This window comes from Priestia megaterium (genome assembly GCF_009497655.1).
Taxonomy (GTDB): Bacteria; Bacillota; Bacilli; order Bacillales; family Bacillaceae_H; genus Priestia; species Priestia zanthoxyli.
On record NZ_CP023317.1, the window covers coordinates 3,564,756 to 3,589,338 of the forward strand.

Sequence of the window (24,583 nt, forward strand, 5' to 3'; positions counted from 1 at the left end):
ATTTTTTTATCAGCGTGCACTTTGCTGACTTGTTTGATTCGTTTCGACACCTTTATCTCGTAAGAAAAACATCGCGGCTAATGTAAGTACGTAAGGGACCATCATCGTAAACTCAGTCGGTATTGAAAAACCTTGCAGTCGTGTGCTCATGGCATCCATTAAGCCGAAAAGGATACTTGACGCTAAAATACCGAGCGGATGAGACTGACCGAGCATCATCGCAACAAGTGCGATAAATCCACGCCCTGAAGTCATGCCTTCTGAGAACATCGTGACTTGCCCTAACGAAAGCTGTGCTCCCGCGATCCCGCACAGGATTCCGCATGCTGCAATCGCAAACAGCTGATATCTTATTGCTTTCAACCCAAGCGTACTTGCTGCTACTTTATTGTAGCCTACTGCTAGAAGACGAAAACCAAAAATCGTTCGATAAAAGAAGATATAAAAAGCAATAGCTGCTAAAAAAGCAAAATAGACAAGCGGTGACTGCCCGGAAACAATGTCGCCGATTATAGGTATGTCTTTAATTAAAGGAATATCCCATGTACCTATCCCGTGCATGTTTTTATCGTAATAGGCACCTTTTGTATGAAAAATAGTCCGGAGTAAAAATGTCGTTAAGCCCAGTGCTAAAAAATTAATAGACACCCCAACGACAATTTCATTTGCTTTAAACATCACGACCATCATTCCAAAAAGCAAAGCAAAAAGTAAGCTTGCTCCAGCCGCAATCACGATCGCAAAAAAGACATTATGAGTATAATAGTTGCCCGCAATCCCGCTAAAAGCTCCAATCAAAATTAGACCTTCTAGCCCTACATTAAATATGCCTACGCGCGCGCAAAGCATTCCGCCTAGCGCCGCTAATAAAATCGGTGCAACCATTCGCAGCGTTGCATTTAACAGTGACCAATCAAGCAGCTCCACGAATATCAGCTCCTTTCTTTTTGGCTTTCCACCACTGCTTTGTAAATTTCGCTGAGATAAATAGAATAAGAACAGCTTGCATAATACTCGCAATTTCTAACGGAATTTCTGTATTACGCTCTAGCCCCATCGCTCCTGTTTGCAAAGCGGCAAGTAAAAGAGACGTAAAAACAATGCCGATTGGATTTGAATTTGCTAACAGAGCAGCCATCACTCCAGTCCATGCATATCCAGGAACGGTGAGCGCACCGTCTACAAATCGGTACTGTGAACCAAGCACTTCAAATCCTCCTGCTAATCCAGCCAAGCTTCCGCTAATAAACATGCTAAACAGCATGACTTTTACCTGATGAATGCCTCCATACGCTCCGAACAACGGATTTTTCCCGGATGCGTTTACTTCATAGCCAAACACAGAGTAGCGAAGCACCGTCCATAGCAGCAGCGCACCCACTAGAGCAATGATAAATCCGACATGAAGAGGCATTCCTTGAAACACTTTTCCAAGCCATGCTGATTGCTCAATCATAGGCGTCTGAGCGAGAGCAGCTGAGCCTGTTTTATCTTGAAAAGGGTGACCTGCTAAATAACTTGCAAATAAAACAGCGATATAATTTAATAAAAGGGTCGAAATGACAAGCTGAATTTTAAACGCGGCTTCCATCCATCCTGCTAAAACGGAAAGCAATCCCCCTGCCACAACAGCAGCGGCAATGGCTGCTATCAGCTTGACTATCCCTGGAGCCGGCAGGTAATAAGCAACAATCGCTGCACTAATCGCTCCAACGACCATTTGTCCTTCTCCCCCTAAATTAAACACACCTGCTCTAAAAGCAAATCCCACACCTAATGCAATTAACAGAATAGGCGTAGCGCGAGCCAGCGTAGTGGTGAAGAAATAAAAATTACCAAACGCTCCATTCCAGAGCTCTGTATATGTTTGGAAAACCGAACCACCTGTTAAGGAGATAATAATGCCTCCTATCGCTAAGCCAAAAATGACCGCAATAATCGGTTGGATTAATGATTTAAGAAGTTTCTGCAACTGTATCACCTTCTACCGTTCCTCCTGCCATTAATATGCTTAGTTTCTCTTCCGTCGCTTCTTCTCTTGTAAGCTCTCCGACAATACTGCCTTCGTACATCACTAAAATTCGATCTGATAGTGAGATAATCTCCGACAGCTCAGACGATACAAGTAAAATAGCAGAGCCATTATTCCTTTTTTGAATCAAGGCATCATGAATACGTTCCATTGCCCCAATATCCACTCCTCGCGTTGGTTCGGCAGCAAGTAGAAAAGAGGTGTTTTGGCCAAGCTCTCTTGCAACAATTAATTTTTGCAGATTTCCCCCAGACAGTTCTCCTGCTTTTTGCTTAGATGAAGTGGCTTTAATCGAAAATTCATTTATCCGTTCCTCCACGCTCGACTTGAATATCTTTCTTTTCAGCCAGCCCATCTTCGAGTAAGAAGCTTTATACTGATAGCCCATCAGCGCATTTTCCTCGATCGTATCGTCTTTAGAGGCTCCCCACATATAGCGGTCTTCTGGAATATGAGCAATTCCTGCCTCTCTTCTTTCACGCACAGATCGCCCTGTAAGATCTTCATCTCCAAGTTTGATACTTCCGGTGTCTGTTTCTACTAATCCAGCAATTGCTTGAAGCAGCTCTGACTGCCCATTTCCTGAAACCCCTGCAATACCGACAATTTCGCCTGCAGAAACGTGAAGAGACACATTTTGCAATACGTTTTTTTGTCCTTTTCCTTTTAAAAAGAGATTTTGTACGCTTAAATGAGAAGTGCTTTGTGATGGCACTCTTGCAGGACGCTCTTTTAATTCTCTCCCTACCATTAGTCTCGCTAAATGGTGAGCATTGGTATCTTCTTTACTTGTGACGCCGGCTACTTTACCATTTCGAAGAACTGTAATTCGGTCCGCTACTTCCATCACTTCTTGCAGCTTATGTGTAATAATAATGATGCTTTTTCCTTGAGAAGCCAAAAACCGGATTGTTTTTAATAGTTCCTTTACTTCATGAGGAGTAAGAACGGCGGTAGGCTCGTCTAAAATAATAATTTCTGCTCCTTGATACAGCACTTTTAAAATTTCAATCTTTTGCTGTTCCCCAATTGAGCAATGCTTTACTTTTTTATGAACATCCACTGAAATTTGATAAGTTTGGGTTAATTGCCGTACATCTGCTTTCGCCTGCTTTCTGTTGAAAAAGAGACCTTTCTTTGGCTCATGCCCCAAGACAATATTTTCAGCCACTGAAAAATGAGGAAAAACCATAAAATGCTGATGCACCATGCCTATTCCGTTTTTAATCGCATCCGCAGGAGATGAAAACGAAACAGGTTTCCCGTGCAGCTGAACACTTCCTGAACTCGGCTTTTCCATTCCGTAAAGCATCCTCATCAACGTTGTTTTACCAGCACCGTTTTCTCCGACCAGCGCGTGAACCTCCCCTTTTTTCAGCGTAAAAGACACGTTATCGTTTGCTAAAAATGAACCGTATTTCTTCGTCAAATTCGTTAACTGCAACAGCTCACTCATTCCATTCATTGCTCCTTTCCCTTTAGGTTTTTTTCAAAAATAAGAAAGAGAAGCCAGCCTTACTCGACTTCTCTTCTCAACTCACTTTGCTAACGGATCTTTTACCACTGTTTTTCCATCAATAATCGAATCTTTAATTTCTTTTAATTGATCAATTACATCTTGTCCTACAAAGTCATTAAGAGGTGTCTTGCTGTCTTGAGTCACATACGTTAACCCAACACCTTTTTCTTTTAAGCCGTATGTCACTACGCCCGATTTAAATTTGTCATTTGCTAGTGCTTCTACCGTTTCATAAGCAGCCGCATCAGATCCTTTTAACTGCGATAAAATGATATGCTCAGGATCTACTTCCGTACGGTCAATATCTTGGCCTGCCGTATAAAAACCTTTTTCTTTTGCTGCTTCAAATACACCCAAGTCGCCTACAGCTGATGCTCCAGCGATAAAATCAGCGCCTTTTGAAGCCTGTAAAATAGCAAGTTCTTTTGCTTTAGCTGGATCAGAGAAGCTTCCAACATAGTTTACTAAAAACTCTGCTTTTGGATTTGTTGATTCTAGTCCTTCTTTAAAGCTTACCGTCCATTTTTTTAATAATGGAATATCATCAGCTGCAACCATTCCTACTTTATTCGTTTTCGTAATCAATCCTGCGGCTGCTCCTAATAAATATGAAGCTTCTTGTTCACGGAATACAACGCTTCTTACATTTGGTAAATCAACCACTGTATCAATAATCGCAAATTGACGCTGCGGATTTTCTTGAGCTACTTTTTTCAACGCATCTTCGGATTCAAAAGAAGATGTAATAATCAAGTCATAATTTTCTGCTACGGCAGCACGCAAATTACTTTCAATGGCTGCTTGATCTGTAGATTCAATTGTCTTTACATCAATGTTATACTTCTTCCCAGCTCGTTTTGCTCCCTCATCCATTTGCTGAAAAAACGGGTTAACTCCAATCTTTTCAGGCAAAACAAGAGCAATTCGCTTCTTTCCTTTCTCTTCACTTCCACTGCTTTTTGTGCTTTTTGACTGACAGCCAGTTACGAGTAGTACAAGCGCAACTGCTAAAATAAGAAATCTCTTCATTTAACTTACTCCCCCTATAATATAAAAAAAGCTCTTCCTTTATATAAAGGAAGAGCTCGTTAACCAAACGTCTCTTCCTCATCTTCAAGAACATACTGTTCTTAAGGATTTGGCACCATTCTGTCATAGACAGCGGTTGCCGGGTTTCACAGGGCCAGTCCCTCCACCTCTCTTGATAAGGAAAACAATAGCTATTTGTTTTATGTAATATAGTCAATATTAATAGTTTTTTAATAATTGTCAATATTATTTTTCTTTTTCATACAAAAAAACTTTAAAAACAGATAGGATTATATGGTTTTAGTCTACTAAAATAGAAGTTAAAGCCTTTACCTCATTTCTTGAATCATTCTATACTTCTTCACAAAGCGCTTATACTGAATTTGTTGACTGTCGAAAGGATTTAGTGGTAGCAAATAAATTCTATTATGCTTCTTCGGTTAATGTGTTATTAATTGAAACCACTTTACCAATAATGTTAGACTTTTCCTTAGCGATATTATTAAGAGGTGTTAATGTTGAAATTAATGAAAGAATTATCTGGCATAGCCATTGGGCTTATTATCGCTTTAGCCGTTTCAAAAATATTTTTTGATACCCCGACCAACATTGGAATCGTAGTTATTTTTATTACGAGTATGGTCGTAACAGGGGTAGCAAGAGCAAAACTAAGATGAGATAATCTAACAAAAAAACACCACCTTTTATTCGCAAGGTGGTGTTTTCTTTTAATGATTTTAGTATGTAGTAATTCTAAGTGAAGGCCTTTACCCTTCTCCATCAATCATCGTATACTTCCTTGCAAAGCGCTTGTAGTAAATTTGCTCATCCTCTTGCCCATCGTTAAAAACAAGTCGGTTATGATCAATATCTTTTTCTTTTAACACATAGCCTTTTTCATTCATCAGTTGAATATATTCATCTAAATGTCCTTTTTTCACCATATAGTGAAGAGCATCATCTGAATCCGTAGTCTCTGCTACACCTTGACTTCCCACCTCTAACTTGAATACAGCTGTTGCTGTTTGAATCGGACGGTAATCGCCAAACACTCTTTCCCAATTTAATAGCAGCAGCGCGCCGAAAATTATGATACATCCTCCAGCCGCTACGGTTAGTAAAAATCGTTTTGACACACCTTTCTCTCCTTTACATTTACATTCTTTTTCTTCTATTTAACACAACAGATTGCCCTAAACTTGTTTTTACGCCAAGTCCTAGATACACGGCAGCACCTAAAGCAATTGAAATACAAGATGTGCTAATCGCAAGTGAAGATGCAGACAGCTTATTTTCTAAAAAATAGTGAGAAGTATAATTGCCGATAATCACAGCGGCTGACATCACACTTACTAATAAAACAGGAGTCAACGCGGCTTTTCCTAGTGATTGAACTCGGTAAGAAATGGATTTTTCAATTAAATAAAAGTTATAGATAACCGATACACCATATCCTCCGTACGTCGCGACAACAGGTCCAATTTCTTTTAAGCTTGAAACCAACAGTACGTTTAATACTATCTTCACAACAATACCTAAACCCAAGCCAAAAATTAATTTCTTTTGCTGATTAATTCCTTGAAGAATCGCGGCTGTTACGGTAAAAAGAGCAAATAAAATGGCAGCAGGCGCATACCATTGTAAAACAACTCCACCGATTTCAGGACTGTTTTTCGCTCCAAAAATCATCATATATACCGGCTTACCCAATAAACAAAGCCCTACCGCAGCAGGAAGAGTAAAAAACAACAGCAGCTGCAGCGTTTTTGTAATCTTTCCTTTTACTTCCCGTAAATTTCTTTGCACAAAAGAAGATGTAATGCCCGGAATTAGCGACATGCTGAAGGCAGTCGCTAACGATACCGGCACCATCACCAAAATTTGCGCTAATCCAATGACGGAGTTAATCGTTTCAGCCTTAGCTTGTCCATATCCTATTGATTGAAAAAGCATGTTAATCGTAAACGTATCAATATTTTGATAGATAGGAATAGCTAAACCAACTAATACAAACGGAACAGCGTACGTCACAAGCTCTTTGAACATTAAAGAGAACGGAACGAATTTATTATTCTTTCCGCTGTTCACTTCTTTTATAATCAACCGCTTGCGCTTCAAATAAACCGCTCCAAGAATCCCAATTCCCCCTACGCCTCCAATAAACGCTCCAAACGTACCGATTCCAACAGCTTTTGTCATTGTGCTATGAAAAAGGTGAATAACAGCGTATGCTCCTACTAAAATGAACAACACTCGCACTATTTGTTCAATAATTGTACTTAGCGCGGACGGTCCCATAGACTGGTTACCTTGAAAGTAGCCTCGTAATAGACTCATAGGCGGGATAATAATTAAAGCAAAGCTTACCATTCGGATGACGTACACTACGTCTTTTTGACTATTTCCTGAGGAATCTTTTCCGTTAATAACTAGTTCAGCGAGCCACGGTGCCATCGTATAGAGGACTAAGAAACCTATTATGCCCGTTATCGTCATTAATAGAAGTCCTGCTTTTAACAGATCTTGTCCCGCACGGTAGTTTCCAAGACCGTTATATTTCGATACATACTTAGAAACAGCAAGCGGAAGACCCATTGTCGAAAAGCTTAGCATCAATGTATATGGACCGTATGCATACTTATAAAGTGCATAACCTGACGTTCCCACTAAGGCTGTGAAAGGAATAATATAAATAAAGCCTAAAATCTTTGTTAACAAAGAAGACGCTGTTAATAAAAGCGTACCTCTCATCAAATTTTTTTCCATACATCAAAACTCCAGCAATAAATATTATATTTTTAACAAATACTTGATTTATTGTATCATAATTACAATTATTATCCAGTTTTTTATAAAGCATTAGAACCTTCTTCATATTGCGTTTTTTTACCTAATAAAGGAATATAAACCACTCTTTTCACCTATGATAAATGAATCGTTTTTTGCTTTTTGCTTTACCTGACGTTTACATTCTAAAAGACGTGTTACATTATATATATATCAGTTACCAACTCAACTAAGACTCCTTGACTATTCTGGCCTACCTTCTCTTTTAGGTAGACTGAGGTTGCTAAATCGTTATATATAGGAGGAAAAAATCATGAAAATGAAACAACGACTATCAAAAGCGGCTGCTGCTGCGACGATTACAGGAATTGCTGCGTTTGGATTTGCTCCTGTCGCTCAGCTTGATACACCAGCACATGCAGCTACATCTCAAGAAACAAGCAGTCAAAGTCAAACAGCTGTAAAGAACATTAACGAAATTTATAACGCCGCAGTAAAAGGTGAAGTACCACGATTAACAGCAGACTTTAAAATTGGCAAAACCCTGCGTCAAGACGTTCGCGATCAGTTCGGTCCGCCGCCTGAAGGTTCATCAAATAGCTTTGACTACTATCATGCGGAAATGGGCCATCCTGGGTATGCATTCGGCTATGACCAAAATAACGTCATCAATGAAATTCGCTATTTTGGTACGAATGTAGAGCGTCAAACAAACTTAGGGTCCATCACGCAAGCTAACTTAAAGAAAGAATTAGGTCAGCCAAACTTTACAGGTAAAGTAAAAGGTGATGGTACGACTCAAACGAGATACACGTATCATGCCGGCGCCTATGACCTTGAATTTATTTTTGATGATAGCAAAACATTAAATCACGTAAATTTAGTTGCGAAACCTTAGTTCATAGAAAAAGTAGCAGACAGCCTGCTACTTTTTTTCATGAAATAAAACTAGTGCTGAATCAGCTACGTGTTCATACCCAATCTCCATATAAATCTTGTTAGACGTAGGGTTTGTCATGTCCGTGTATAGACTTGTTGTTTGAAAACCGCTGTCTAGCATAAGCTGAGAAAGCGTGGACACACAGCTTGAGGCATAGCCTTTTTTACGTTCTTCCCGCGGCGTGTATACAAAGTTAATTGTAATGTTATGAGTCGTTGGACGCGTAGCATTGGCAATCGACACATACTTCCCGTTCACTTCCCATAAAAATAACCGTTCTGCTTCAATAAAAGCTTCGCCTGTTTTGACAGCTTGTTCTTTTGACACAGGCTCTCCAACAATACCCATAAACTCCCAAATCCATTCTGTCACGAGCGGAAGGTGCTCCAACCTTGCTTTTACCAGCACTCCGTCCGCGTCCACAGCTTTTTTTACTTTGTCTAATCGGTAAATGCGCTGATCCATTTTCAAAGAAGCTTCTTGATTTTTTAGCGTTGCTAGTTTTTGAGAAAGATATAAAGCCGTTTGCCTTTCTCCAACTAAGCCCGGTACGGCGGTTTCTTGTAACAGCTCTGCCGCTTCGCTTAGTTCACACTCCGTTAGTTTCTGTATTTGAGACAGGATGATTTGCTTAGGATGCGTTTGCAGTAACACAAGCGCAGCACGACTGTCTTTTAAAATAACACCCATGAAATTTGGTTTGCTGCTTTCATTTAAGCTGTGTAAAATGCCAAGCGCTAAGTTATGAAGAACTTCATTCTTCGATAAAAGCGGTTCTACTTGGTTTTTAAATTCCTGCACTTCTCTATATCTATGTAACTGGATCATTTTCTTTCTACCTCCGCAAATGCTCTTACGGGAAACGTTCCGGCTCCTTTTATTTTAGGAGGCACGGCGTAAAATAAAAAGGACTGCGTTAGTTGATTTAAGTGACATAAGTGTTCAGCAATTACAATGTCCGCTCCTAACAGCAGCGTATGAGCTGGTCTTGCTTTTCCTTTTGTGTCGTCAATATTCATCGAATCAATTCCTACAAGAGCGGGCTGTTGAGACACTAAATAAGCTGCCGCGCTTTCTGTTAAGTATGGATGGTTTTCTAAATAATCGTCTGTATTCCAGTAGCGATCCCATCCCGTGTGAATTAATACCGCTTTGCCTTTTACGTCTATATGGTGAAAATGAGATTCATCAATAGCCGTTAAAGTCGGGTCGATTGAAACTACTATTCCTTCCAGTCCGGCTGTTTTATCAATAGCCGTTTGAGCTAAATCCGCTCCGTTTTTATATCTGTGAAACGGCACGTCAATATACGTACCGGTATTCGTGACCATTTCAATTTTACCGATTTGAAATTCAGTCCCTGGTTCATACAGCTTTTTAGACTCTTCTCGGCTTAAATAGTCGCAAATAATCGGTGCCGGCAAGCCTTTATGCGTGATAACTCCGTCTTCAATGACGTGGCTTAAATCAATATACGTTCTTTTTTTCATACTACCACCTACTTTTTTCAATATTCAGTAAAAATAGTCTAACATAAAAAAGCTCTTCCTAGTTTCCTAGAAAGAGTTTTTTTGAGAACGTTATCAACTTGATAAACATACATCGTACGCGTGCTTTGTATAAACAAATCCTTCAAAAATAAGACGGGCCGTACGCACTACTTTGATTCCATTAACCTGTCCTTCTTTTAGATCTACACTGGTTTCCATAATTCCCATTGGATGAGCAAGTCGAACCGTATCGCCTTTTAGTTGAACCATTTCTGACAGAAGCGTGCCTTTTGTATAGATAGCCGCCGTTGTACAAATTGCTCCTGTAATCGCAAGCGTTTGATGCGGTTTTTGCATCGACATCATGCGAATTAATACGTCCATTTGAGAAGCAGCTTTTTCTCTGCCAGTCCCGTCGCGGTGGTCCATCGGAGGAGCAATAATCGTCATTTTTGGAACCGCTGGTGATAGTTTAGTTGCTTTGCCTTGAGGTGCGAGCCCCGCTTTTTCCGCTGCAATGGAGCGAATTTCTTCAAATAGCTTCAGCTGTTTGTCCGTGTATTCATGCGGAAGTTCTGTTCCTTTTAGGCCAATATCCGCTGCTTTAACAAATACAAGCGGATTTCCTACATCAACAATTGATGCTTTTACTGTTCCGATGGATGTTTGCAGAAGATCAATAGCGTTCCCGGTCGGAAGCAGTTTTCCGGTAACGGCTCCTTCTCCGTTTTCAAACGAAAGATAAATAGGTGAACCCGTACCTGGCACTCCAGGAATCATACATTCCCCTTCTGTTTTCACTTTCCCGTTTTCTACTTCTACTTCCGCTACGATTACTTTTTTAGTATTCGTATTATAAATCCGCACTTTGGTCACCGGTTCCACAGCTTGTACAAGTCCTTGTTCAATTGCGTAAGGCCCCACTGCTGAGGAGATATTGCCGCAGTTTCCTTTAAAATCAACGAGAGATTCGCTGATGCTGACCTGCGCAAACGTGTAATCTACGTCAGCTTTCTCTAAATCTGATTTTTTAATAATCGCAATTTTACTTGTCAGCGAATTAGCTCCGCCCAACCCGTCAATTTGACGTTGATCCGGACTTCCCATTATATCTAGCAAAAACGGTTCCCAATCCGATTTGTTCACAGGCATTTCTTCATGATTGATAAAGACCCCTTTACTCGTTCCACCTCTCATAACCGTTACAGGAATACGCGTCATCTTAATCACCTTTCTCCCCTACTAACAAACGCCCAGGCGTTCATCAAACCATTTTATTTTTTTACTATTTAGAACCGGTTCATTTGCCATTTATCGTATAATAGAGGTGGTCATAAGTAAAATACATAAAATTTATTGTCTTTTTAAAAAAATTTTTATAATCTAAATACAAGGGGGAATTGGGATGGATCAAAAAGATTGGATATTAATTAAAACGCTTCACGAAGAAAAGAACATTACGCGAACGGCTGAAAGGCTCTACGTATCGCAGCCTTCTTTAAGCTACCGGCTTAAAAATCTTGAAGAAGAATTTGGCGTGACGCTGTTTTTTAAAACGAAAAAAGGAATTGAGTTTACATCTGAAGGTGAGCATCTTGTTCGCTATGCAGAAAACATGTGGAAGCAGCTGCAAGAAACAAAAGACAGCATGCGTAATATGAGCGAAACCGTTACAGGCACGCTTCGCTTAGGGGTATCGAGTAACTTCGCACAGCATAAGCTTCCAAAGATTTTAAAACAGTTTTCTCTTCACTATCCAAACGTACAGTTCAGTGTCAATACAGGCTGGAGTACGCAAGTTATGAATCTATTAGACTCTTCGCGTGTGCACGTTGGTATTTTGCGAGGCAATTACCCGTGGAACGGAGAAAAATCACTGCTGACGAAAGAGCGGCTTTGCTTAATTTCAAAAAAAGAAATTGCGATTGATGACTTGCCAAGCCTGCCTTATATTAATTATAAAACGGATACGTCGCTAAAAGATCTCATTCAAGACTGGTGGCATGACAAGTTTTCAGAGCCTCCGTTTGTAGCGATGGAAGTTGACCGGCAAGAAACGGCCAAAGAAATGGTTAAAAATGATTTAGGCTTTGCGATTTTACCAGAAATTTGCCTTCACTCCAGCGACAATTTATATACATACGGACTTTCATACCGAGATGAATCACCTTTGCTTCGAAACACGTGGCTCATGTATGATCCTTCTTATTTGAATCTAGCGGTCGTAAAAGCATTTATTGACTTTTTAAAGCTAAGTGAAAAATAAAGCAAAAGCTAAAAAGTTTGGGTCTTGGAAGAAACTTTCTTTTAGACCAAGCTTTTTTCTGGACTGCCATTATAAAAAATTTTTATGAACTTTCTAAAAAAACCTATATTTCCTTTATTTTTCAAAATGTACTAACATGAAAACAAGAAACATCAGCGGGGGTAAAGAGCGGCTTTAAAAATTCTTAATAATCAAACTACGGCTCATACATGGGGATGAGAGATGTTAGTCACGTTTTTTTACTCTAAAAGTAAACGCTTTCAAAGAAAAGAGGGAAAATAAAGGAGGTTGTTTGAATGCTAGCACTACTAGGTTTTACAATGATTATTGTCTTTACGTATCTCATTATGTCAAAAAGGATGTCTCCTATCGTAGCTTTAATGGTTATTCCACTTCTTTTTGCGGTGATTGGAGGGTTTGGCAAAGGCGTCGGAGACATGATGCTAGAAGGGTTAAAACAAGTAGCTCCGTCAGCTGCGATGCTGCTGTTTGCCATTTTATACTTCGGCGTTATGATTGATGCCGGCCTGTTTGATCCATTAATTAAGCAGCTGTTAAAAATCGTAAAAGGCGATCCGCTCAAAATCGTGATTGGAACCGCTCTTCTATCGCTTTTAGTTGCACTAGACGGAGACGGTACAACTACTTATATGATTACGGTTTCTGCTCTTCTTCCACTGTATAAACGTTTGAATATGAGCCCGTTAGTGTTAACGACGGTTGCGATGCTTTCTCTTAGTATTATGAGCAGCATGACGCCTTGGGGAGGCCCGGCTACTCGCGCGATTGTTGCTCTTAACCTCGATGCATCAGAGTTCTTTATTCCACTTCTTCCAACGTTAATTGGCGGAGCTTTGTGGGTGATTTTTACAGGCTATATTCTTGGAAAAAAAGAGCGCAGACGACTTGGTGCTATTGACATCGAGCAGTTTGAATTAAAAAGCTCGCTTGCTTTTGCTGAAGACGCGTCTTTAACTTCTCAAGAAGATATTACGCAGCCTAAAAAAATCTGGATTAACTTAGCCTTAACCATTGCACTTATGGTCGTATTAGTTTCTGGTATTTGGTCCGTTTCTGTTTTATTTATGATTGGTTTTGCGCTTGCTCTTATGATTAACTATCCAAAACTTGAGGATCAAAAAGAACGTTTAATGGCTCATGCAGGCAACGCGTTAACCGTTGCAGCCCTTGTCTTTGCAGCTGGTATTTTTACAGGAATACTCTCCGGCACTAAAATGGTGGACGAAATGGCAAGCCTGTTAATTCATTTAGTTCCTGATTCACTCGGTTCGTTTTTACCAACAATCGTTGCTTTAACAAGCATGCCGTTTACATTTGTGATGAGTAACGACGCCTATTACTTTGGTGTTTTACCAATCTTCGCTGAAACTGCTGCTTCTTACGGAATTGATCCAATGGAAATTGCGCGAGCTTCAGTACTCGGACAACCTGTTCATCTATTAAGTCCACTCGTTGCCTCTACTTTCTTACTTGTAGGTATGGTAGGTGTTGATCTTGGTGAACATCAGCGCTTTGCATTTAAATGGGCCGTTTTAACGTCTCTTGTTCTCATTGTCCTTGCTATTGTCACAGGCGCACTTACGCTATTTTAATAGGGAATAAAAGCTGCTATAGCTTTTTATTAATAAATTCTACATGATAGGTGGAGGTACTTCTAAAATGTATGTGATTACGTGTTATGTCAGAAAAGGTGAAATGAAAATGTACGAGTTTGATAGTAAAGAAGAAGCGCTTTCTCAGCTCAAAAAGCTGAAAGGCTGCAGTATTCTTTCAGAAGTTGCTTACTTTAATGATTCATCGGTTATTCCGATAGCTATTTAATTATGCACCACTCAACCCTATAGGTACAAATTTGATAAGCTTCCTTTCGCTCAAAAGGAAGCTTCTTTTTTATGTTCTTCTCAAGCTCCGGCCCTTTTCTCTCATCAACGTTTTGTTACGTCTGGTTCGTTTTGTTTCCTTGCTTCAATCATATGAATAATTCGATTAGTATGTGGAGTTAATGCTGTACATTTTTGATAGAAGGCTCCGTCTACAACAAGCAGCTCTTCGTCCATCCCGCAAAACTTGCAGCGGAGCTCTTGTGGTCCTGCGTATGAGGTGTGATAAACACTATCGTTAAAGATGGTATAAAAAGTATTTCGTTGCTGTGCGTCGTAAAAGCCATATTCTTTATTACTGTCATCACGGTAGTTAACTCCATAGTTCCGTTCAAATTCTTCTTGAGTAAACCCATCCTGCAAAAGTTCATTTTGTACTAGTGCTCTTAAACAATCCTCTATTTCTTCGTCGTTAAATGAACAATTATGTGCGTAAACATTCAGTTCTTCAGTGCTGTTCTCTTTTACCATCACTTCACTGCCGCAAATCTTACAGGGGTGTTTAGGACGCTGTTGATCAAAGTAAGAGAGAGTTTGTACCTTTTCCACTGCTATTTCATCGCTCACCTTTTTAAATTTGATCATCACATTTTCTGTTTGACTAACGTTTTCGTTATACAACATCACTTCATATTCATCTATATTCTTTCCGTTTTCTTTTCGACTCGAATGCTCCATTACTTCATACGAAGAAATGGTAAAAAACTCGTTAAAATTCACCACTAGCATGCATCCTTCCAAAAAATTTGCGTTCTCTATGTACCTGCTCTATACTACCATTTTTTCAAAGGCTCGCACCACTAAACGAACTTCTTTTAAATTCATGCATGTATAGCAGTTCACTATAACTCCCAAATATCCGATCAGTTCGCTATTTCACATTCACATCAAATAAATAAGTTGCCTTTCCATGAGGCCATTTACCCGATACTTCGTAAAGATAGTAACCGCTCTTTGAAGACACTTCAATATGATTATCCGTTATTTTAATTTTTTCTTTTTGATTATTTTTGTTTAGTTGATAAATTGTAAGTTTTGGATTGTTTTTTAGTAGAATTGTAACTTTGGTATCTTTCTCTAGCGTGAGGTCATCAAATTCTTTAGCAACCTCTTTTGGTGAGTAAGAATCCGTTTTGGTTATGTGCGCACCATCGTCACCGTTCCATTCATATTCTCCTACTCGCATTTCATACTCTTTGTCATTAACCACAATGCTTCCTGACACTGGAACTTGTTCATCATTAGGTGTAGATACATTGACCTTTTCTTGGTTGCAACCAACTAGTAAGAAAAAGAATAACGATGTAAGAACTACTTTATTCATACTTTCCCTCCTCTTAAGACTCGCTCTTCTCCTCATCTTATTTTTCATCACAAATATATAATACCAAAAATATCCATAAGAGAAACCATGAAAAATCGTCACAATTATGATTTACATCAATCTGTTTGGTTACAACCCCTTATGCATATTCTTTTACTATGCGGCATACGTAACACTAACCCTTTTATAAGGAGGATTCCATGAATACGTATATAATCATCAGTATTGGCGTTGCTGCCAGCGCATTTTTATTTCGTAAATATCGAAAGCAAGTCGTTGAAATATATACAATCAGTGAATTTATTCATGCTAAAAACGGCGCGGTCGCTACAGGCTTTACGTGGCTTGAAAAGTTTTTGAAAGAACCTTACGCTACCGGACCAAACTATGAAAAAACAGAGGATGACGTTAGCGAGGATGAAGATGGGGATGGCGGAGAATAACTAAAACAAAAAAAAGAGATTGTGATATAACTACATCAATCCCATCTAAAGATCAACAGATTGGATACATGAGGTGGACTGCTTATTATACCGCTGTTGATTTCCGTGCAAGGCTTCGCTTTCCGCGGGCGGCCGCTGAGCCTCCTCGTCGCTTCCGCTCCTGCGGGGTCTCACCTATTCCGCTTCTCCCGCAGGAGTCTCCGCCTTGCCCTCCAATCAACAGCTAGAAGCATCTAAATGGATGACACCTACGCTCATCCTACCAATAAAAAATCCGAACGAAGTTGATTCTCCATCAAGAATCTTCATCGTTCGGATCGCCCTTCAGTTAGAACACTTTTGTCCCAGCCTATTTCTTATTAATCATCGCTGCCTAAAATACCAAAAAAGCGAAGCAAGTTGATGAATAGATTAATAAAGTCTAAATAAAGAGATAGTGCCAGCAGTGGAACAAGCTCTTCTGTAATTTCACCATGCTTCATTTTGTTAAAATCATATAGTACGTAAAGTGAGAAAACGATGGTACCAATCACTGAGAATGCCATAAGTCCAGGCGTTGTTAATGGACTAAACAGCGAGAAAATGCTGATGCACACTAATGCTAACAGCGCCACTAATAAAAAGCTACCTAAAAACCCTAAATCTTTTTTTGTTTTTGCGCCAATTACACCCATCACCGTAAAAATAACGAACGTGCTTCCAAACGCATAAAGAACAACTTGCGCTCCCGCTACTGATGCATAGTAGCTGACAATCGGAAACAGCGTGATGCCTGATATAAATGAAAAAGCATATGTAAAGCCATATCCTACGCTTTTTTTCTTTCGTAACATAAATGCGGCAACCAGCATCACAATTTCAGCAATCGCTAACGGAAGGAAATAAGCCGGCGGCACATATTGACCTACGTATAAGCCAACTGTTGAAATAAATAACGAAAAAATAAATGTGACTAATACTTTTTGAAACAGAGACCGCTGCTCTACTCCAATCACTTCTTGCATGTGTAAAACCTTCTTTCTAAAATCTGTTATATTTTATATAATACCTACCTTTTCAAGAAAAATAAAGATAATACTGAGGTCTTTTTTCTTATTTCTATAGACAAGAAAGCATAGACGCTGCCGTCTATGCTTTCTTGTCACCTCTTTATTTCGGCAACAGAATACCATCGATAATTCCGTACTCCCTTGCTTCTTCAGCACTCATGAAATAATCTCGTTCCGTATCGTTTGCCACTTTTTCAACCGGCTGTCCCGTTCGTGTTGATATGATTTCATTAATATGCTGCTTCAATTTTAAAATCCGCCGAGCGCTAATTTCAATTTCAGTCGCCTGCCCTCTAGCTCCTCCTAGCGGCTGATGAATCATAACTTCACTATTTGGAAGTGCATAGCGCTTTCCTTTTGCTCCTGCTAGGAGAAGCAGTGCGCCAAAAGAAGCGGCCATGCCCGTGCAAATTGTTTGAACGTCCGGCTCAATGTACTGCATCGTATCATAAATCGCAAACCCTGCGGAAGTCGAACCTCCGGGGCTGTTAATATACAGTGAAATATCTTTTTTAGGATCATCTGCCGCAAGAAATAAGAGCTGCGCGACCACGCTGTTAGCAATATGATCATTGATTTCATCACCAATTAAAATAATCCGGTCTTTTAACAGCCTCGAATAAATATCATACGAACGTTCACCGCGGTTGCTTTGTTCAATTACATATGGAATGGTACTCATATATATCCTCCTTGTCACGCGTAATATGGCTATGCAGCCATGCAGAGAGTGCATGTCGGAGTATACGTTGGTTTTTGAATGACGCTTTTTAAGGAAGGCAACTCCCGAATCAAAAGTGCTGGGTCCTGCGCTTCTAACGTTTTATAAAACAGTTCTGACAGCTTTTTACGCTCTCTTTCATCCCAAAAAGAATCTGTAGAAAACGGCTCACTGTCTTTTTCTAATCGCTGCTTAGCACGATGTAAATTGCTTTTCACCGCTGTTTCTGACGTTTGTAAAATCGAAGCGATCTCTTTCAGCTGATAGCGAAAGCCTTCTTTTAAGAAAAAGATAACCGCTTGCTTCGGCGTAAATTGACTAAGCAGCAGTTCGACCGAGTGTCCCTTACTATCAAACGCATGCTTATCGGCTTGTTGTTCCAAAGCTTTTTCTTCGACTATTCCTTCACGCTTTCGTTTTCGCAGCAGGTCAATCCAGTGGTGGTACGCAATTTTATTTAACAGCGCAGAAGACAAATTGTGCTCTTCGCCTTTATATCGCTGAGCTTTTAAAAACGTTTCTTGCGCGATATCATCTCCGTCCCACACATTTTGTGCTAAAAAGCGGCAGTACTGCTGCAGTTTTGGGTAATGCTCGTTCCAGCAAGCCTCATCAAAGCTTTCTGTTTGTTTTTCAATTTTTTTTGAATGTGACATGGTTTTCACTCCTTTTGCACTCTCTATTTACTAAACGATTAAAGGAAATTCAAAAGATACGGGGAATCAAACTTTTTTATACATTATACGCTTAAGCAGCCATTTTTTTGTATTATAATGAAGATACTTTTATCTAAGGAGTCTAAAATGATATGCGAAGAAGACGATTATACGGCAAAAAGAAAACGAACAAACTTCACTATAAAGACTTAACTTGTGAACACCCTCTGCCCGCTTTGCCTATGAGTTATACAAGTGAAGCTCCTTTTTACTATTATGAGGCGTCAGAAGACGAAAAACAAAACGACTTTGAACTATATTCAGAGATTTGTATCATGAATCAAGAACATTTTTTCGTCAAAGGCTGCGTTGAAATTCCCGTTCTTAATGAAGAAGACCCTTTCATTTGGAACATTTGGGTTTCTTTAAGCGAAGAAAATTTTCATCGAATGATAAATTTATGGGAAAGTGACGAAAGAGAACATGAACCGCCTTATTTCGGCTGGTTTTCAGTTTCAATTCCAGGCTATCCTGAAACGTTAAATTTAAAAACAAATGTGCATACAAGACCTGTTGGAACGAGACCTCTCATTGAATTAGAACCAACCGATCATCCTTTAGCCATCGAGCAGCGGGAAGGGATAACTCTAGAGCGAATCAAAGATATACAAAAACAATTGGCTACCTATTAAAAAACCAAGACAGCCCCAGACTGTCTTAGTTTTTTACCTTTATGGCATGCGCTTTGCTCCGTAGTATTTAGGCGCCCAGTAGCTGTCTACTTTATAGTTTGTAATTTTCACGCCCTCAGATGTGGATACGTGAACGACATAGTCATTTCCAATATAGATAGATGGAATAAGTGAACTTCCTTCAAAAAAGACGAGATCTCCCGGCTTCAAGTCAGATTGTGAAATGGTTTCTCCTGCTTCCCACTGCTGACTTGCATAGCGCGGAATGTCTTTTCCAGCTGCTTCTTTATAAATGTATTGAACAAAACCTGCTGTATCAAAGCCTGTAGAAGGACTTGTCCCACCTTGTGCGTAAGGTACTTCTCCTACATATTTAAGAGATTCCGTCACAAATGGATTGTCTTTTGACAGCGATAAGTCATCGTAGCGCCTTGCTCCGGCGTACTTAGACGTCCAGTAGCTGCTTGTTAGGTAATCAACCGTCACATTTTCGCTGCGCTTGGCGTGAATAAACTGATTGCCGCCTGCGTAAATGCCTACGTGTGAAATCCCTTCACGATACGTGTCTTTAAAAAAGATAACGTCTCCTGGCTTTAAATCTGCCCGTGCAACTTCTTCTCCAACTTGCCACTGCTGATCGGTTGATCGCGGAAGGTAGACGTCCGATGCATCTTGAAATACATAGGCAACAAATGCGGAACAGTCAAAACCGTCTGTTGGCGACTCGCCTCCAAATACATATGGCGTGCCGAGATGTTTTAATGCTTCTGCAATGACTTCATTATCTTTTGCAATTTCCGGTGCTCCTGTAATGCGCTTTGCTTTAGCGAAATGTGATGACCAATAGGCACTGCTTGAAATGTTTTTCACCACGACTTTTCCATCTGAAGAAGATGCATAAATCATCTCATCGTCTCCGATATAAATAGCGGCTACGTTCACTTCACCGTTTTCATTAGTGTCAAAAAACAATACATCACCCGCTTGCAGCTCGTTTTTATCAACGTCTGTCCCAAGCGCTGACTGTTCTTTCACGGAACGAGGCAGCGTTGTATCCAGCGCTTGCTTAAACACATATTGAACGAAGCCAGAGCTGTCAAACCCTTCGCTTAGCGTCTCTCCTCCAGATGTATAATCGGCTCCTTCATACGTTTTTGCTTTATCAGCAATCACGTTTTCATCTGTAGCAGCCTGTACTTGCACAACTTTTTCTGCAGGAAAAGCGCCTTCATAAAAAGTGGCAAGACTAAGCCCTAACGCTGTGACCATAAGAGGTTTCATTACTTTCATGTTTGTTCTCCTTTGTTTTTTATTTCATCCAAGAAGTTTTATATGTAAATGGTTCCCCTGTTAAAGTATGGTGCAGATGGATAGGAATTGGCTAGTACCTTTTGACTTAAATATGCTTCCCTTCCAAAGTCCTGTAAAAAATCCATAAAAAAACTCGGCGCATATTACGCCGAGCTTTTTTATTTCATGCCCACCTGGATATTTGCTGCTTTTTGTTTTTGACGTAAATTTGCAATCCACTTGTAGTAAAGTGTAATCAAAAGAACAAAAATACCAAGCGCAAAGTACAATTTTGAATAGCCTAAAGCACCTGCTGCAATTCCTAATACAAACGAACCAACTGCAATTCCGCTATCATAAAACGTAAAGAACGTGGCAGTTGCATATGCGCTTCGGTGAGCAGGCGCTGCTTGAATCGCCAGCGTTTGGAAGCTAGGAAGCAGCGTTCCGTAGCCTAGTCCTACTAATGCACCTGAAAACAGCAACATCCAAGAAGAATGCGTAAAGCTTAAGCTAAATAGACCAATCGCAAAGACAACGCATGATGGAATAATCACGATGTTTGGACCAGATTTATCGAATAGTCTTCCGGTAAACGGTCGTGAAATCAGCATCGCAGCTGCGAACACAACAAAGAAAAAGCTTGCTGTTTTAATTAATCCAAGCGACTGTGCGTACACAGAAATAAACGAAATAATACTTGCATACGAAAAAGAAACGAGAATACCTACAGATGAAATCGGCATGGATTTCTTTTCGAACAAGTCGCTCAGTGAAAATGATTTCTTCACTGGCGAAGCAGCGTTTTCTTGAAGATTTTTGACCATCATTCCACACAGCCAACCAACGAGCATAATCACGCCAAATACAAGGAAAATAATGTTGTATGCCATGTATTGATGAAGCGTTAATGCTAAAAACGGCCCTGCAACTACAGCTAAGTTCATTGACATTCCGAAGTAGCCAAGCCCTTCTCCTCGTCGTTTAGTGGGAACTAAATCCGCTGCAATCGCTCCGGTGACGGTTGTCGCTAAGCTGAATGAAATTCCTTGAAAGAAGCGCAGTAATAAAAGCACGTTAAAATGGTGGATAAACATATATAAGAAGGAAGAAAGCGCAAAAATGAGGGTACTAAATACAAGCGTTTTTTTCTTTCCAATGTTTTCAATGACTTTCCCTGAAAACGGTCTAACAATAATCGCAGATAATAAAAAGATGGTAACAACAAGCCCTGCCTGCGTACTCGTGCCGTCCAAGGCGTCTAATACATAAATCGGCAGCAGCGTCAGCAATGCATAAAACACGACAAAAATAAAAAAGTTGGTAATCGCAATGCTGATAAAGCTTTTAGTCCAGATTGGCTCCTGCTGGTTCGTCATTCATTTCACCCTTTTCTGTAGATTTACAAATTTTCTTTAATAACGAAATAAGCTGATCCTGTTCTCTGTCGGATAAAGCAATCAGCAAATTTTCTTCTAAACGTTCAATTTCTTGCTGAATTTCTGGAAGCTTTTTCTTCGCTTGAGGAGACAAATAAACGATGCGCTCTCGTTTATCACTGCCTGCTTTTCGAACGATCCATCCGCTTTTTTCAAGCCTTGTTAACGTGCGGGTAACCGTTGGCGCTTCGACATTTAAATACTGCCAAATCTCCGTTTGCGTCATCGAGCCGAATCGCTTTAAACAAAATAAAATCGAATACTGTGAGCTGTATAGCCCGTACGCTTTTAATACTTCATTTACTTCTTTAATAGACAATCTCGACTTTTGATGAAGCTCATGAAACACCAAGTTATTCACTTTTCTCACCTCACCTTTTCATTTTATTTACCTAGGTAACTAATTGCTCTTTTATTAGTATATGTGCTGCTAGTTGATGTGTAAAGGCGGCCAAAAAGAGTAAAAATCAGCTGTTTTCTCTTATTTTCTACTAATGATTTACGCTTACACTTCTGTTTTCTTATTCTTTCGTATCACGAAACTTTTTGTATAGATTTACATGCACCTGCAAACTCTGTTAAAGAAGACGAAACAATATGCGGGAGGCTGGTATATGTTTTCACTGCGCGGCGATGCTCATAAAGTCTACCTTAAACTGAAAAAAGCGGCTCATCAAAATCAAAACGCAGCAGATATTGATGAATTAGCGGAAATGGAAGAAATCCGGCAGCTTTACCTTACGCTAGAAAGCGCTACTTTGCGAAAAGTGTATTACCGAATGACCAAAGAAAAAAACGGCTCCGGCGTCATCCCTATCCTTGTTTCTGCCTTGCCTTGGCTCTTTTTTTTATTTTCGCAGCGGCTGCAGCAATTTTTATTTAAAGACGGCAGCTGGCTTTGGATTATTTTTGTCGTGCTGTATGTTTTTATTCTCATTCCAAGCGTGTTTCTCCATTTCCGTGAACAATCGTGGGCTTCTGTTCATATTGAAATTATTCAAGACATTTTAAAAGACCGTGAAAAAGAGCCGAAACCCCTTTGAGGTCCGGCTGTTTTTTGCCTATTATGAAATAGCTTGTCTGCTTTCTACGTCTCGACCTAACTTTCTTTTGATACGCTGCAGCGCGTTGTCAATTGACTTAACGTGCGTATTTAATTCTTTCGAAATTTCAGCGTATGAATGGCCGTCCATATACAGCGTCAGCGCTTTTCTTTCCAATTCACTAAGTGTTTCCGCAATTTTTAACTCGCGGTCTTCCACTTTTTCTTGATGAATCAGCACCGCTTCCGGATTAGCAATTTGATCGCCAGGAATCATATCCATCAGCGTATAGTTTGATTCTTCATCATACAGAGGCTTGTCCAATGAAATGTACGAATTTAACGGACCGTGCTTTTGACGAGTAGCCGTTTTAATCGCCGTAATAATTTGTCTTGTGATACATAACTCCGCAAACCCTTTAAAAGATGTTAGCTTGTCTTCGTTAAAGTCGCGAATTGCTTTGTACAGTCCAATCATTCCTTCTTGGACGATGTCTTCTTTTTCAGCACCAATCAAAAAGTATTTTCTTGCTTTTCCCCTTACAAGATTTTGATACTTGTTGATTAAATACTCTAATGATTTTTCGTCTCCGCTGTGAACCATTTCAACCAAAACATGATCTTCTAACATAGCATAATTTTGAACTTTTTCAATTACGATGCCTACGCTCACTCATATCCCCCCGTTACACTTAGTTGAGTTTTGATGTGTTCTAAACTGATGCATGATCTACTTGTTACGACGCTACTGCAATACGGTCCAGAAACGTAAAAAGCGTACAGAGTAAACTGTCGCTTTCCTCTCTCACTTTATGCTCCCCTGCATCTTTCTATAATCTATTATAAAGAAGTATAACCGATAAAAATCAAAAAGGTTGTCGAAATATGAAAGTGTTTGCAAAAAAAATCAATTTTTATAGAAAATTCACACAAATCACTTTATTATTTCATATAGTGACAGCAAACTGTCAAAAAAGCAATAAAAAAATACTTCCAATATGAAATAAACTTACTCAAGCAGAGTAAGTCGAAGTTGCAGATGATACTGCGCATATAGGGTTAGTTGCCTTCCGGCTTATCAGCATTTTTTGTTCCCTTGCTTTTATAAGGCTTTGCATTTTTCTTCTTTTTTGCACTCGCCTGCCAGCGGTTCCATCCTTTTTTGCCGGTGCCTCGCCCCGTGCCGCCTTTACCTTTTGCTTTACTCATACGTATTCCTCCGTTACCTGCGTGTTTGCTACAATAAAAAAAGACCCCGTCCAAAGTCGGAGTCTTTTTTGGATTGCATAAAATTATGCTTTTACAACGTTAGCAGCTTGTGCACCGCGTTGACCTTGCTCGATGTCGAAAGTCACTTTTTGACCTTCGTCTAAAGATTTGAATCCGTCGCCTTGAATTGCGCTGAAATGTACGAATACATCTTCTCCGCCTTCAATTTCGATGAAACCGAAACCTTTTTCTGCATTAAACCATTTTACTGTACCTTCAGTCATACTATTTCCTCCAGTGGTGGAATTACTCCACACATATATTACTACCCTTGCTCAATCGTACTATTTCCAGATAAAAATTTCTATTGAAGAATATTTCTCTTCTTTCAATTTCATACCGAACAAAAATAATTAACCCTAGTGTAACATATCAATTTAGAAATAGCAAGTTTCTGTTCTAAGACAGGCTTTATCCTAATTATGTATCTGTTAAAACCCTCTGTGTAAGCTTTGAGGCTACCGACATTTCTGGATTGTGATGCGCCATAACGTTTTTTCACTCAGCAATATGTATCATTTGCACAAAAATAAATATTTCATATCCTGTTTTCTAAGAAACTACGACGCTTATAAATGGACATGCACATTTTTCATCAATTTATTTTCCACTCTCTCTTCTCCCATGCAATAAAATAACCATTAATTACAAAAAAAGATAATAATAGTATATAATGATACGTGATTTATAGCTA

The 24,583-nt window shown here is 39.6% G+C and carries 28 protein-coding genes and 1 riboswitch; of the genes, 7 read left to right on the forward strand and 21 right to left on the reverse strand.

What is annotated here, in order from left to right; genetic code table 11:
• Positions 1–9: 9 nt before the first annotated feature.
• The 4 genes from CEQ83_RS18310 to CEQ83_RS18325 all read right to left on the reverse strand — a co-directional run bounded on the left by CEQ83_RS18310 (position 10) and on the right by CEQ83_RS18325 (position 4,580).
• A complete protein-coding gene (locus CEQ83_RS18310; RefSeq protein ID WP_028414926.1) occupies positions 10–927 on the reverse strand; it encodes an ABC transporter permease in 918 nt (305 codons plus the stop codon).
• Positions 914–1,981, reverse strand: a complete 1,068-nt coding sequence (locus CEQ83_RS18315) for an ABC transporter permease (protein WP_028414927.1) — start codon at positions 1,979–1,981, stop codon at positions 914–916. Before CEQ83_RS18315 ends, CEQ83_RS18310 begins: the two co-directional genes overlap by 14 nt.
• Positions 1,956–3,488 carry an ABC transporter ATP-binding protein gene (locus tag CEQ83_RS18320; RefSeq protein WP_155017468.1) on the reverse strand — a complete coding sequence of 511 codons (1,533 nt, stop codon included), beginning with the start codon at positions 3,486–3,488 and terminating at the stop codon, positions 1,956–1,958. The genes CEQ83_RS18315 and CEQ83_RS18320 overlap by 26 nt, the downstream gene beginning before the upstream one ends.
• 81 nt (positions 3,489–3,569) lie before the next feature.
• Complete coding sequence (locus tag CEQ83_RS18325; protein WP_098113621.1) at positions 3,570–4,580, reverse strand: BMP family lipoprotein; 1,011 nt, start codon at positions 4,578–4,580, stop codon at positions 3,570–3,572.
• 75 nt (positions 4,581–4,655) lie between these two features.
• A riboswitch (SAM riboswitch) is annotated at positions 4,656–4,762 on the reverse strand.
• Positions 4,763–5,095: 333 nt separating this feature from the next.
• Between CEQ83_RS18325 and CEQ83_RS18330 the strand changes: the two genes are divergently transcribed.
• On the forward strand, positions 5,096–5,257 hold the full coding sequence (locus CEQ83_RS18330; protein ID WP_155017469.1) for a hypothetical protein: 162 nt from the start codon (positions 5,096–5,098) through the stop codon (positions 5,255–5,257).
• Positions 5,258–5,347: 90 nt separating this feature from the next.
• On the opposite strand, the gene CEQ83_RS18335 is transcribed toward CEQ83_RS18330, so the two are convergent.
• Both CEQ83_RS18335 and CEQ83_RS18340 read right to left on the reverse strand, forming a co-directional pair.
• Positions 5,348–5,716 (reverse strand): hypothetical protein, encoded by a 369-nt coding sequence (locus CEQ83_RS18335; protein WP_098113620.1) that lies wholly within the window; start codon positions 5,714–5,716, stop codon positions 5,348–5,350.
• Positions 5,717–5,735: 19 nt separating this feature from the next.
• On the reverse strand, positions 5,736–7,346 hold the full coding sequence (locus CEQ83_RS18340; protein ID WP_098113619.1) for a putative polysaccharide biosynthesis protein: 1,611 nt from the start codon (positions 7,344–7,346) through the stop codon (positions 5,736–5,738).
• A 334-nt stretch (positions 7,347–7,680) separates the two neighbouring features.
• Here CEQ83_RS18340 and CEQ83_RS18345 point away from each other — a divergent pair, with 334 nt between their 5' ends.
• Complete coding sequence (locus CEQ83_RS18345; RefSeq protein WP_098113618.1) at positions 7,681–8,265, forward strand: YjgB family protein; 585 nt, start codon at positions 7,681–7,683, stop codon at positions 8,263–8,265.
• A gap of 27 nt (positions 8,266–8,292) precedes the next feature.
• Here CEQ83_RS18345 and CEQ83_RS18350 read toward each other — a convergent pair whose 3' ends face one another.
• From CEQ83_RS18350 to CEQ83_RS18360, 3 genes are all read right to left on the reverse strand, one after another.
• Complete coding sequence (locus CEQ83_RS18350) at positions 8,293–9,135, reverse strand: GNAT family N-acetyltransferase (RefSeq protein WP_098113617.1); 843 nt, start codon at positions 9,133–9,135, stop codon at positions 8,293–8,295.
• Positions 9,132–9,797, reverse strand: a complete 666-nt coding sequence (locus CEQ83_RS18355; protein WP_098113616.1) for a cyclase family protein — start codon at positions 9,795–9,797, stop codon at positions 9,132–9,134. Before CEQ83_RS18355 ends, CEQ83_RS18350 begins: the two co-directional genes overlap by 4 nt.
• Positions 9,798–9,890: 93 nt before the next feature.
• Positions 9,891–11,018: a 2-methylaconitate cis-trans isomerase PrpF family protein gene (locus tag CEQ83_RS18360; RefSeq protein ID WP_028414935.1), complete on the reverse strand. Its 1,128-nt coding sequence runs from the start codon at positions 11,016–11,018 to the stop codon at positions 9,891–9,893.
• A gap of 184 nt (positions 11,019–11,202) precedes the next feature.
• Here CEQ83_RS18360 and CEQ83_RS18365 point away from each other — a divergent pair, with 184 nt between their 5' ends.
• Together CEQ83_RS18365 and CEQ83_RS18370 are read left to right on the forward strand one after the other, a co-directional pair.
• Positions 11,203–12,063, forward strand: coding sequence for a LysR family transcriptional regulator (locus tag CEQ83_RS18365; protein WP_028414936.1), 861 nt, complete (start codon positions 11,203–11,205; stop codon positions 12,061–12,063).
• Between the two features lie 296 nt (positions 12,064–12,359).
• Positions 12,360–13,676 carry a CitMHS family transporter gene (locus tag CEQ83_RS18370; RefSeq protein WP_028414937.1) on the forward strand — a complete coding sequence of 439 codons (1,317 nt, stop codon included), beginning with the start codon at positions 12,360–12,362 and terminating at the stop codon, positions 13,674–13,676.
• Positions 13,677–14,009: 333 nt separating this feature from the next.
• On the opposite strand, the gene CEQ83_RS18375 is transcribed toward CEQ83_RS18370, so the two are convergent.
• Together CEQ83_RS18375 and CEQ83_RS18380 are read right to left on the reverse strand one after the other, a co-directional pair.
• Entirely contained in the window at positions 14,010–14,693 is a 684-nt protein-coding gene (locus CEQ83_RS18375) for a hypothetical protein (RefSeq protein ID WP_223546210.1), read from the reverse strand.
• Positions 14,694–14,835: 142 nt separating this feature from the next.
• Positions 14,836–15,288, reverse strand: a complete 453-nt coding sequence (locus tag CEQ83_RS18380) for a hypothetical protein (RefSeq protein ID WP_028414939.1) — start codon at positions 15,286–15,288, stop codon at positions 14,836–14,838.
• Positions 15,289–15,488: 200 nt separating this feature from the next.
• Between CEQ83_RS18380 and CEQ83_RS18385 the strand changes: the two genes are divergently transcribed.
• Complete coding sequence (locus CEQ83_RS18385; RefSeq protein ID WP_028414940.1) at positions 15,489–15,731, forward strand: hypothetical protein; 243 nt, start codon at positions 15,489–15,491, stop codon at positions 15,729–15,731.
• An 85-nt stretch (positions 15,732–15,816) separates the two neighbouring features.
• Here CEQ83_RS18385 and CEQ83_RS27665 read toward each other — a convergent pair whose 3' ends face one another.
• The 4 genes from CEQ83_RS27665 to CEQ83_RS18400 form a co-directional block, all read right to left on the reverse strand.
• The gene (locus tag CEQ83_RS27665) at positions 15,817–15,951 is read right to left on the reverse strand and encodes a hypothetical protein (protein WP_255256922.1); all 135 of its coding nucleotides are present in this window, start codon (positions 15,949–15,951) and stop codon (positions 15,817–15,819) included.
• Between the two features lie 139 nt (positions 15,952–16,090).
• A complete protein-coding gene (locus CEQ83_RS18390; protein ID WP_014458757.1) occupies positions 16,091–16,735 on the reverse strand; it encodes a Bax inhibitor-1/YccA family protein in 645 nt (214 codons plus the stop codon).
• Positions 16,736–16,880: 145 nt separating this feature from the next.
• Positions 16,881–17,462 carry an ATP-dependent Clp endopeptidase proteolytic subunit ClpP gene (gene clpP / locus CEQ83_RS18395; protein WP_028414941.1) on the reverse strand — a complete coding sequence of 194 codons (582 nt, stop codon included), beginning with the start codon at positions 17,460–17,462 and terminating at the stop codon, positions 16,881–16,883.
• A 29-nt stretch (positions 17,463–17,491) separates the two neighbouring features.
• Entirely contained in the window at positions 17,492–18,157 is a 666-nt protein-coding gene (locus CEQ83_RS18400; RefSeq protein WP_028414942.1) for a sigma-70 family RNA polymerase sigma factor, read from the reverse strand.
• A 152-nt stretch (positions 18,158–18,309) separates the two neighbouring features.
• On the opposite strand from CEQ83_RS18400, the gene CEQ83_RS18405 reads away from it, so the two are divergent.
• Positions 18,310–18,849 (forward strand): DUF2199 domain-containing protein, encoded by a 540-nt coding sequence (locus tag CEQ83_RS18405; RefSeq protein WP_098113615.1) that lies wholly within the window; start codon positions 18,310–18,312, stop codon positions 18,847–18,849.
• A gap of 39 nt (positions 18,850–18,888) precedes the next feature.
• On the opposite strand, the gene CEQ83_RS18410 is transcribed toward CEQ83_RS18405, so the two are convergent.
• The 3 genes from CEQ83_RS18410 to CEQ83_RS18420 form a co-directional block, all read right to left on the reverse strand.
• Complete coding sequence (locus tag CEQ83_RS18410) at positions 18,889–20,139, reverse strand: C40 family peptidase (RefSeq protein ID WP_155017470.1); 1,251 nt, start codon at positions 20,137–20,139, stop codon at positions 18,889–18,891.
• A 179-nt stretch (positions 20,140–20,318) separates the two neighbouring features.
• The gene (locus tag CEQ83_RS18415; RefSeq protein WP_047750036.1) at positions 20,319–21,518 is read right to left on the reverse strand and encodes an MFS transporter; all 1,200 of its coding nucleotides are present in this window, start codon (positions 21,516–21,518) and stop codon (positions 20,319–20,321) included.
• The gene (locus CEQ83_RS18420; protein ID WP_034271293.1) at positions 21,487–21,939 is read right to left on the reverse strand and encodes a MarR family winged helix-turn-helix transcriptional regulator; all 453 of its coding nucleotides are present in this window, start codon (positions 21,937–21,939) and stop codon (positions 21,487–21,489) included. Before CEQ83_RS18420 ends, CEQ83_RS18415 begins: the two co-directional genes overlap by 32 nt.
• A gap of 253 nt (positions 21,940–22,192) precedes the next feature.
• Between CEQ83_RS18420 and CEQ83_RS18425 the strand changes: the two genes are divergently transcribed.
• Positions 22,193–22,621, forward strand: a complete 429-nt coding sequence (locus CEQ83_RS18425) for a hypothetical protein (protein ID WP_033579981.1) — start codon at positions 22,193–22,195, stop codon at positions 22,619–22,621.
• Positions 22,622–22,642: 21 nt separating this feature from the next.
• Here the strand turns inward: CEQ83_RS18425 and sigH are convergent, their stop codons facing one another.
• The 3 genes from sigH to CEQ83_RS18440 all read right to left on the reverse strand — a co-directional run bounded on the left by sigH (position 22,643) and on the right by CEQ83_RS18440 (position 24,113).
• On the reverse strand, positions 22,643–23,293 hold the full coding sequence (gene sigH, locus CEQ83_RS18430) for an RNA polymerase sporulation sigma factor SigH (RefSeq protein ID WP_013058500.1): 651 nt from the start codon (positions 23,291–23,293) through the stop codon (positions 22,643–22,645).
• Positions 23,294–23,679: 386 nt separating this feature from the next.
• Entirely contained in the window at positions 23,680–23,835 is a 156-nt protein-coding gene (locus CEQ83_RS18435; protein WP_162837669.1) for a DUF3934 family protein, read from the reverse strand.
• 77 nt (positions 23,836–23,912) lie between these two features.
• Positions 23,913–24,113, reverse strand: a complete 201-nt coding sequence (locus tag CEQ83_RS18440; protein WP_013058502.1) for a cold-shock protein — start codon at positions 24,111–24,113, stop codon at positions 23,913–23,915.
• Positions 24,114–24,583: the final 470 nt, after the last annotated feature.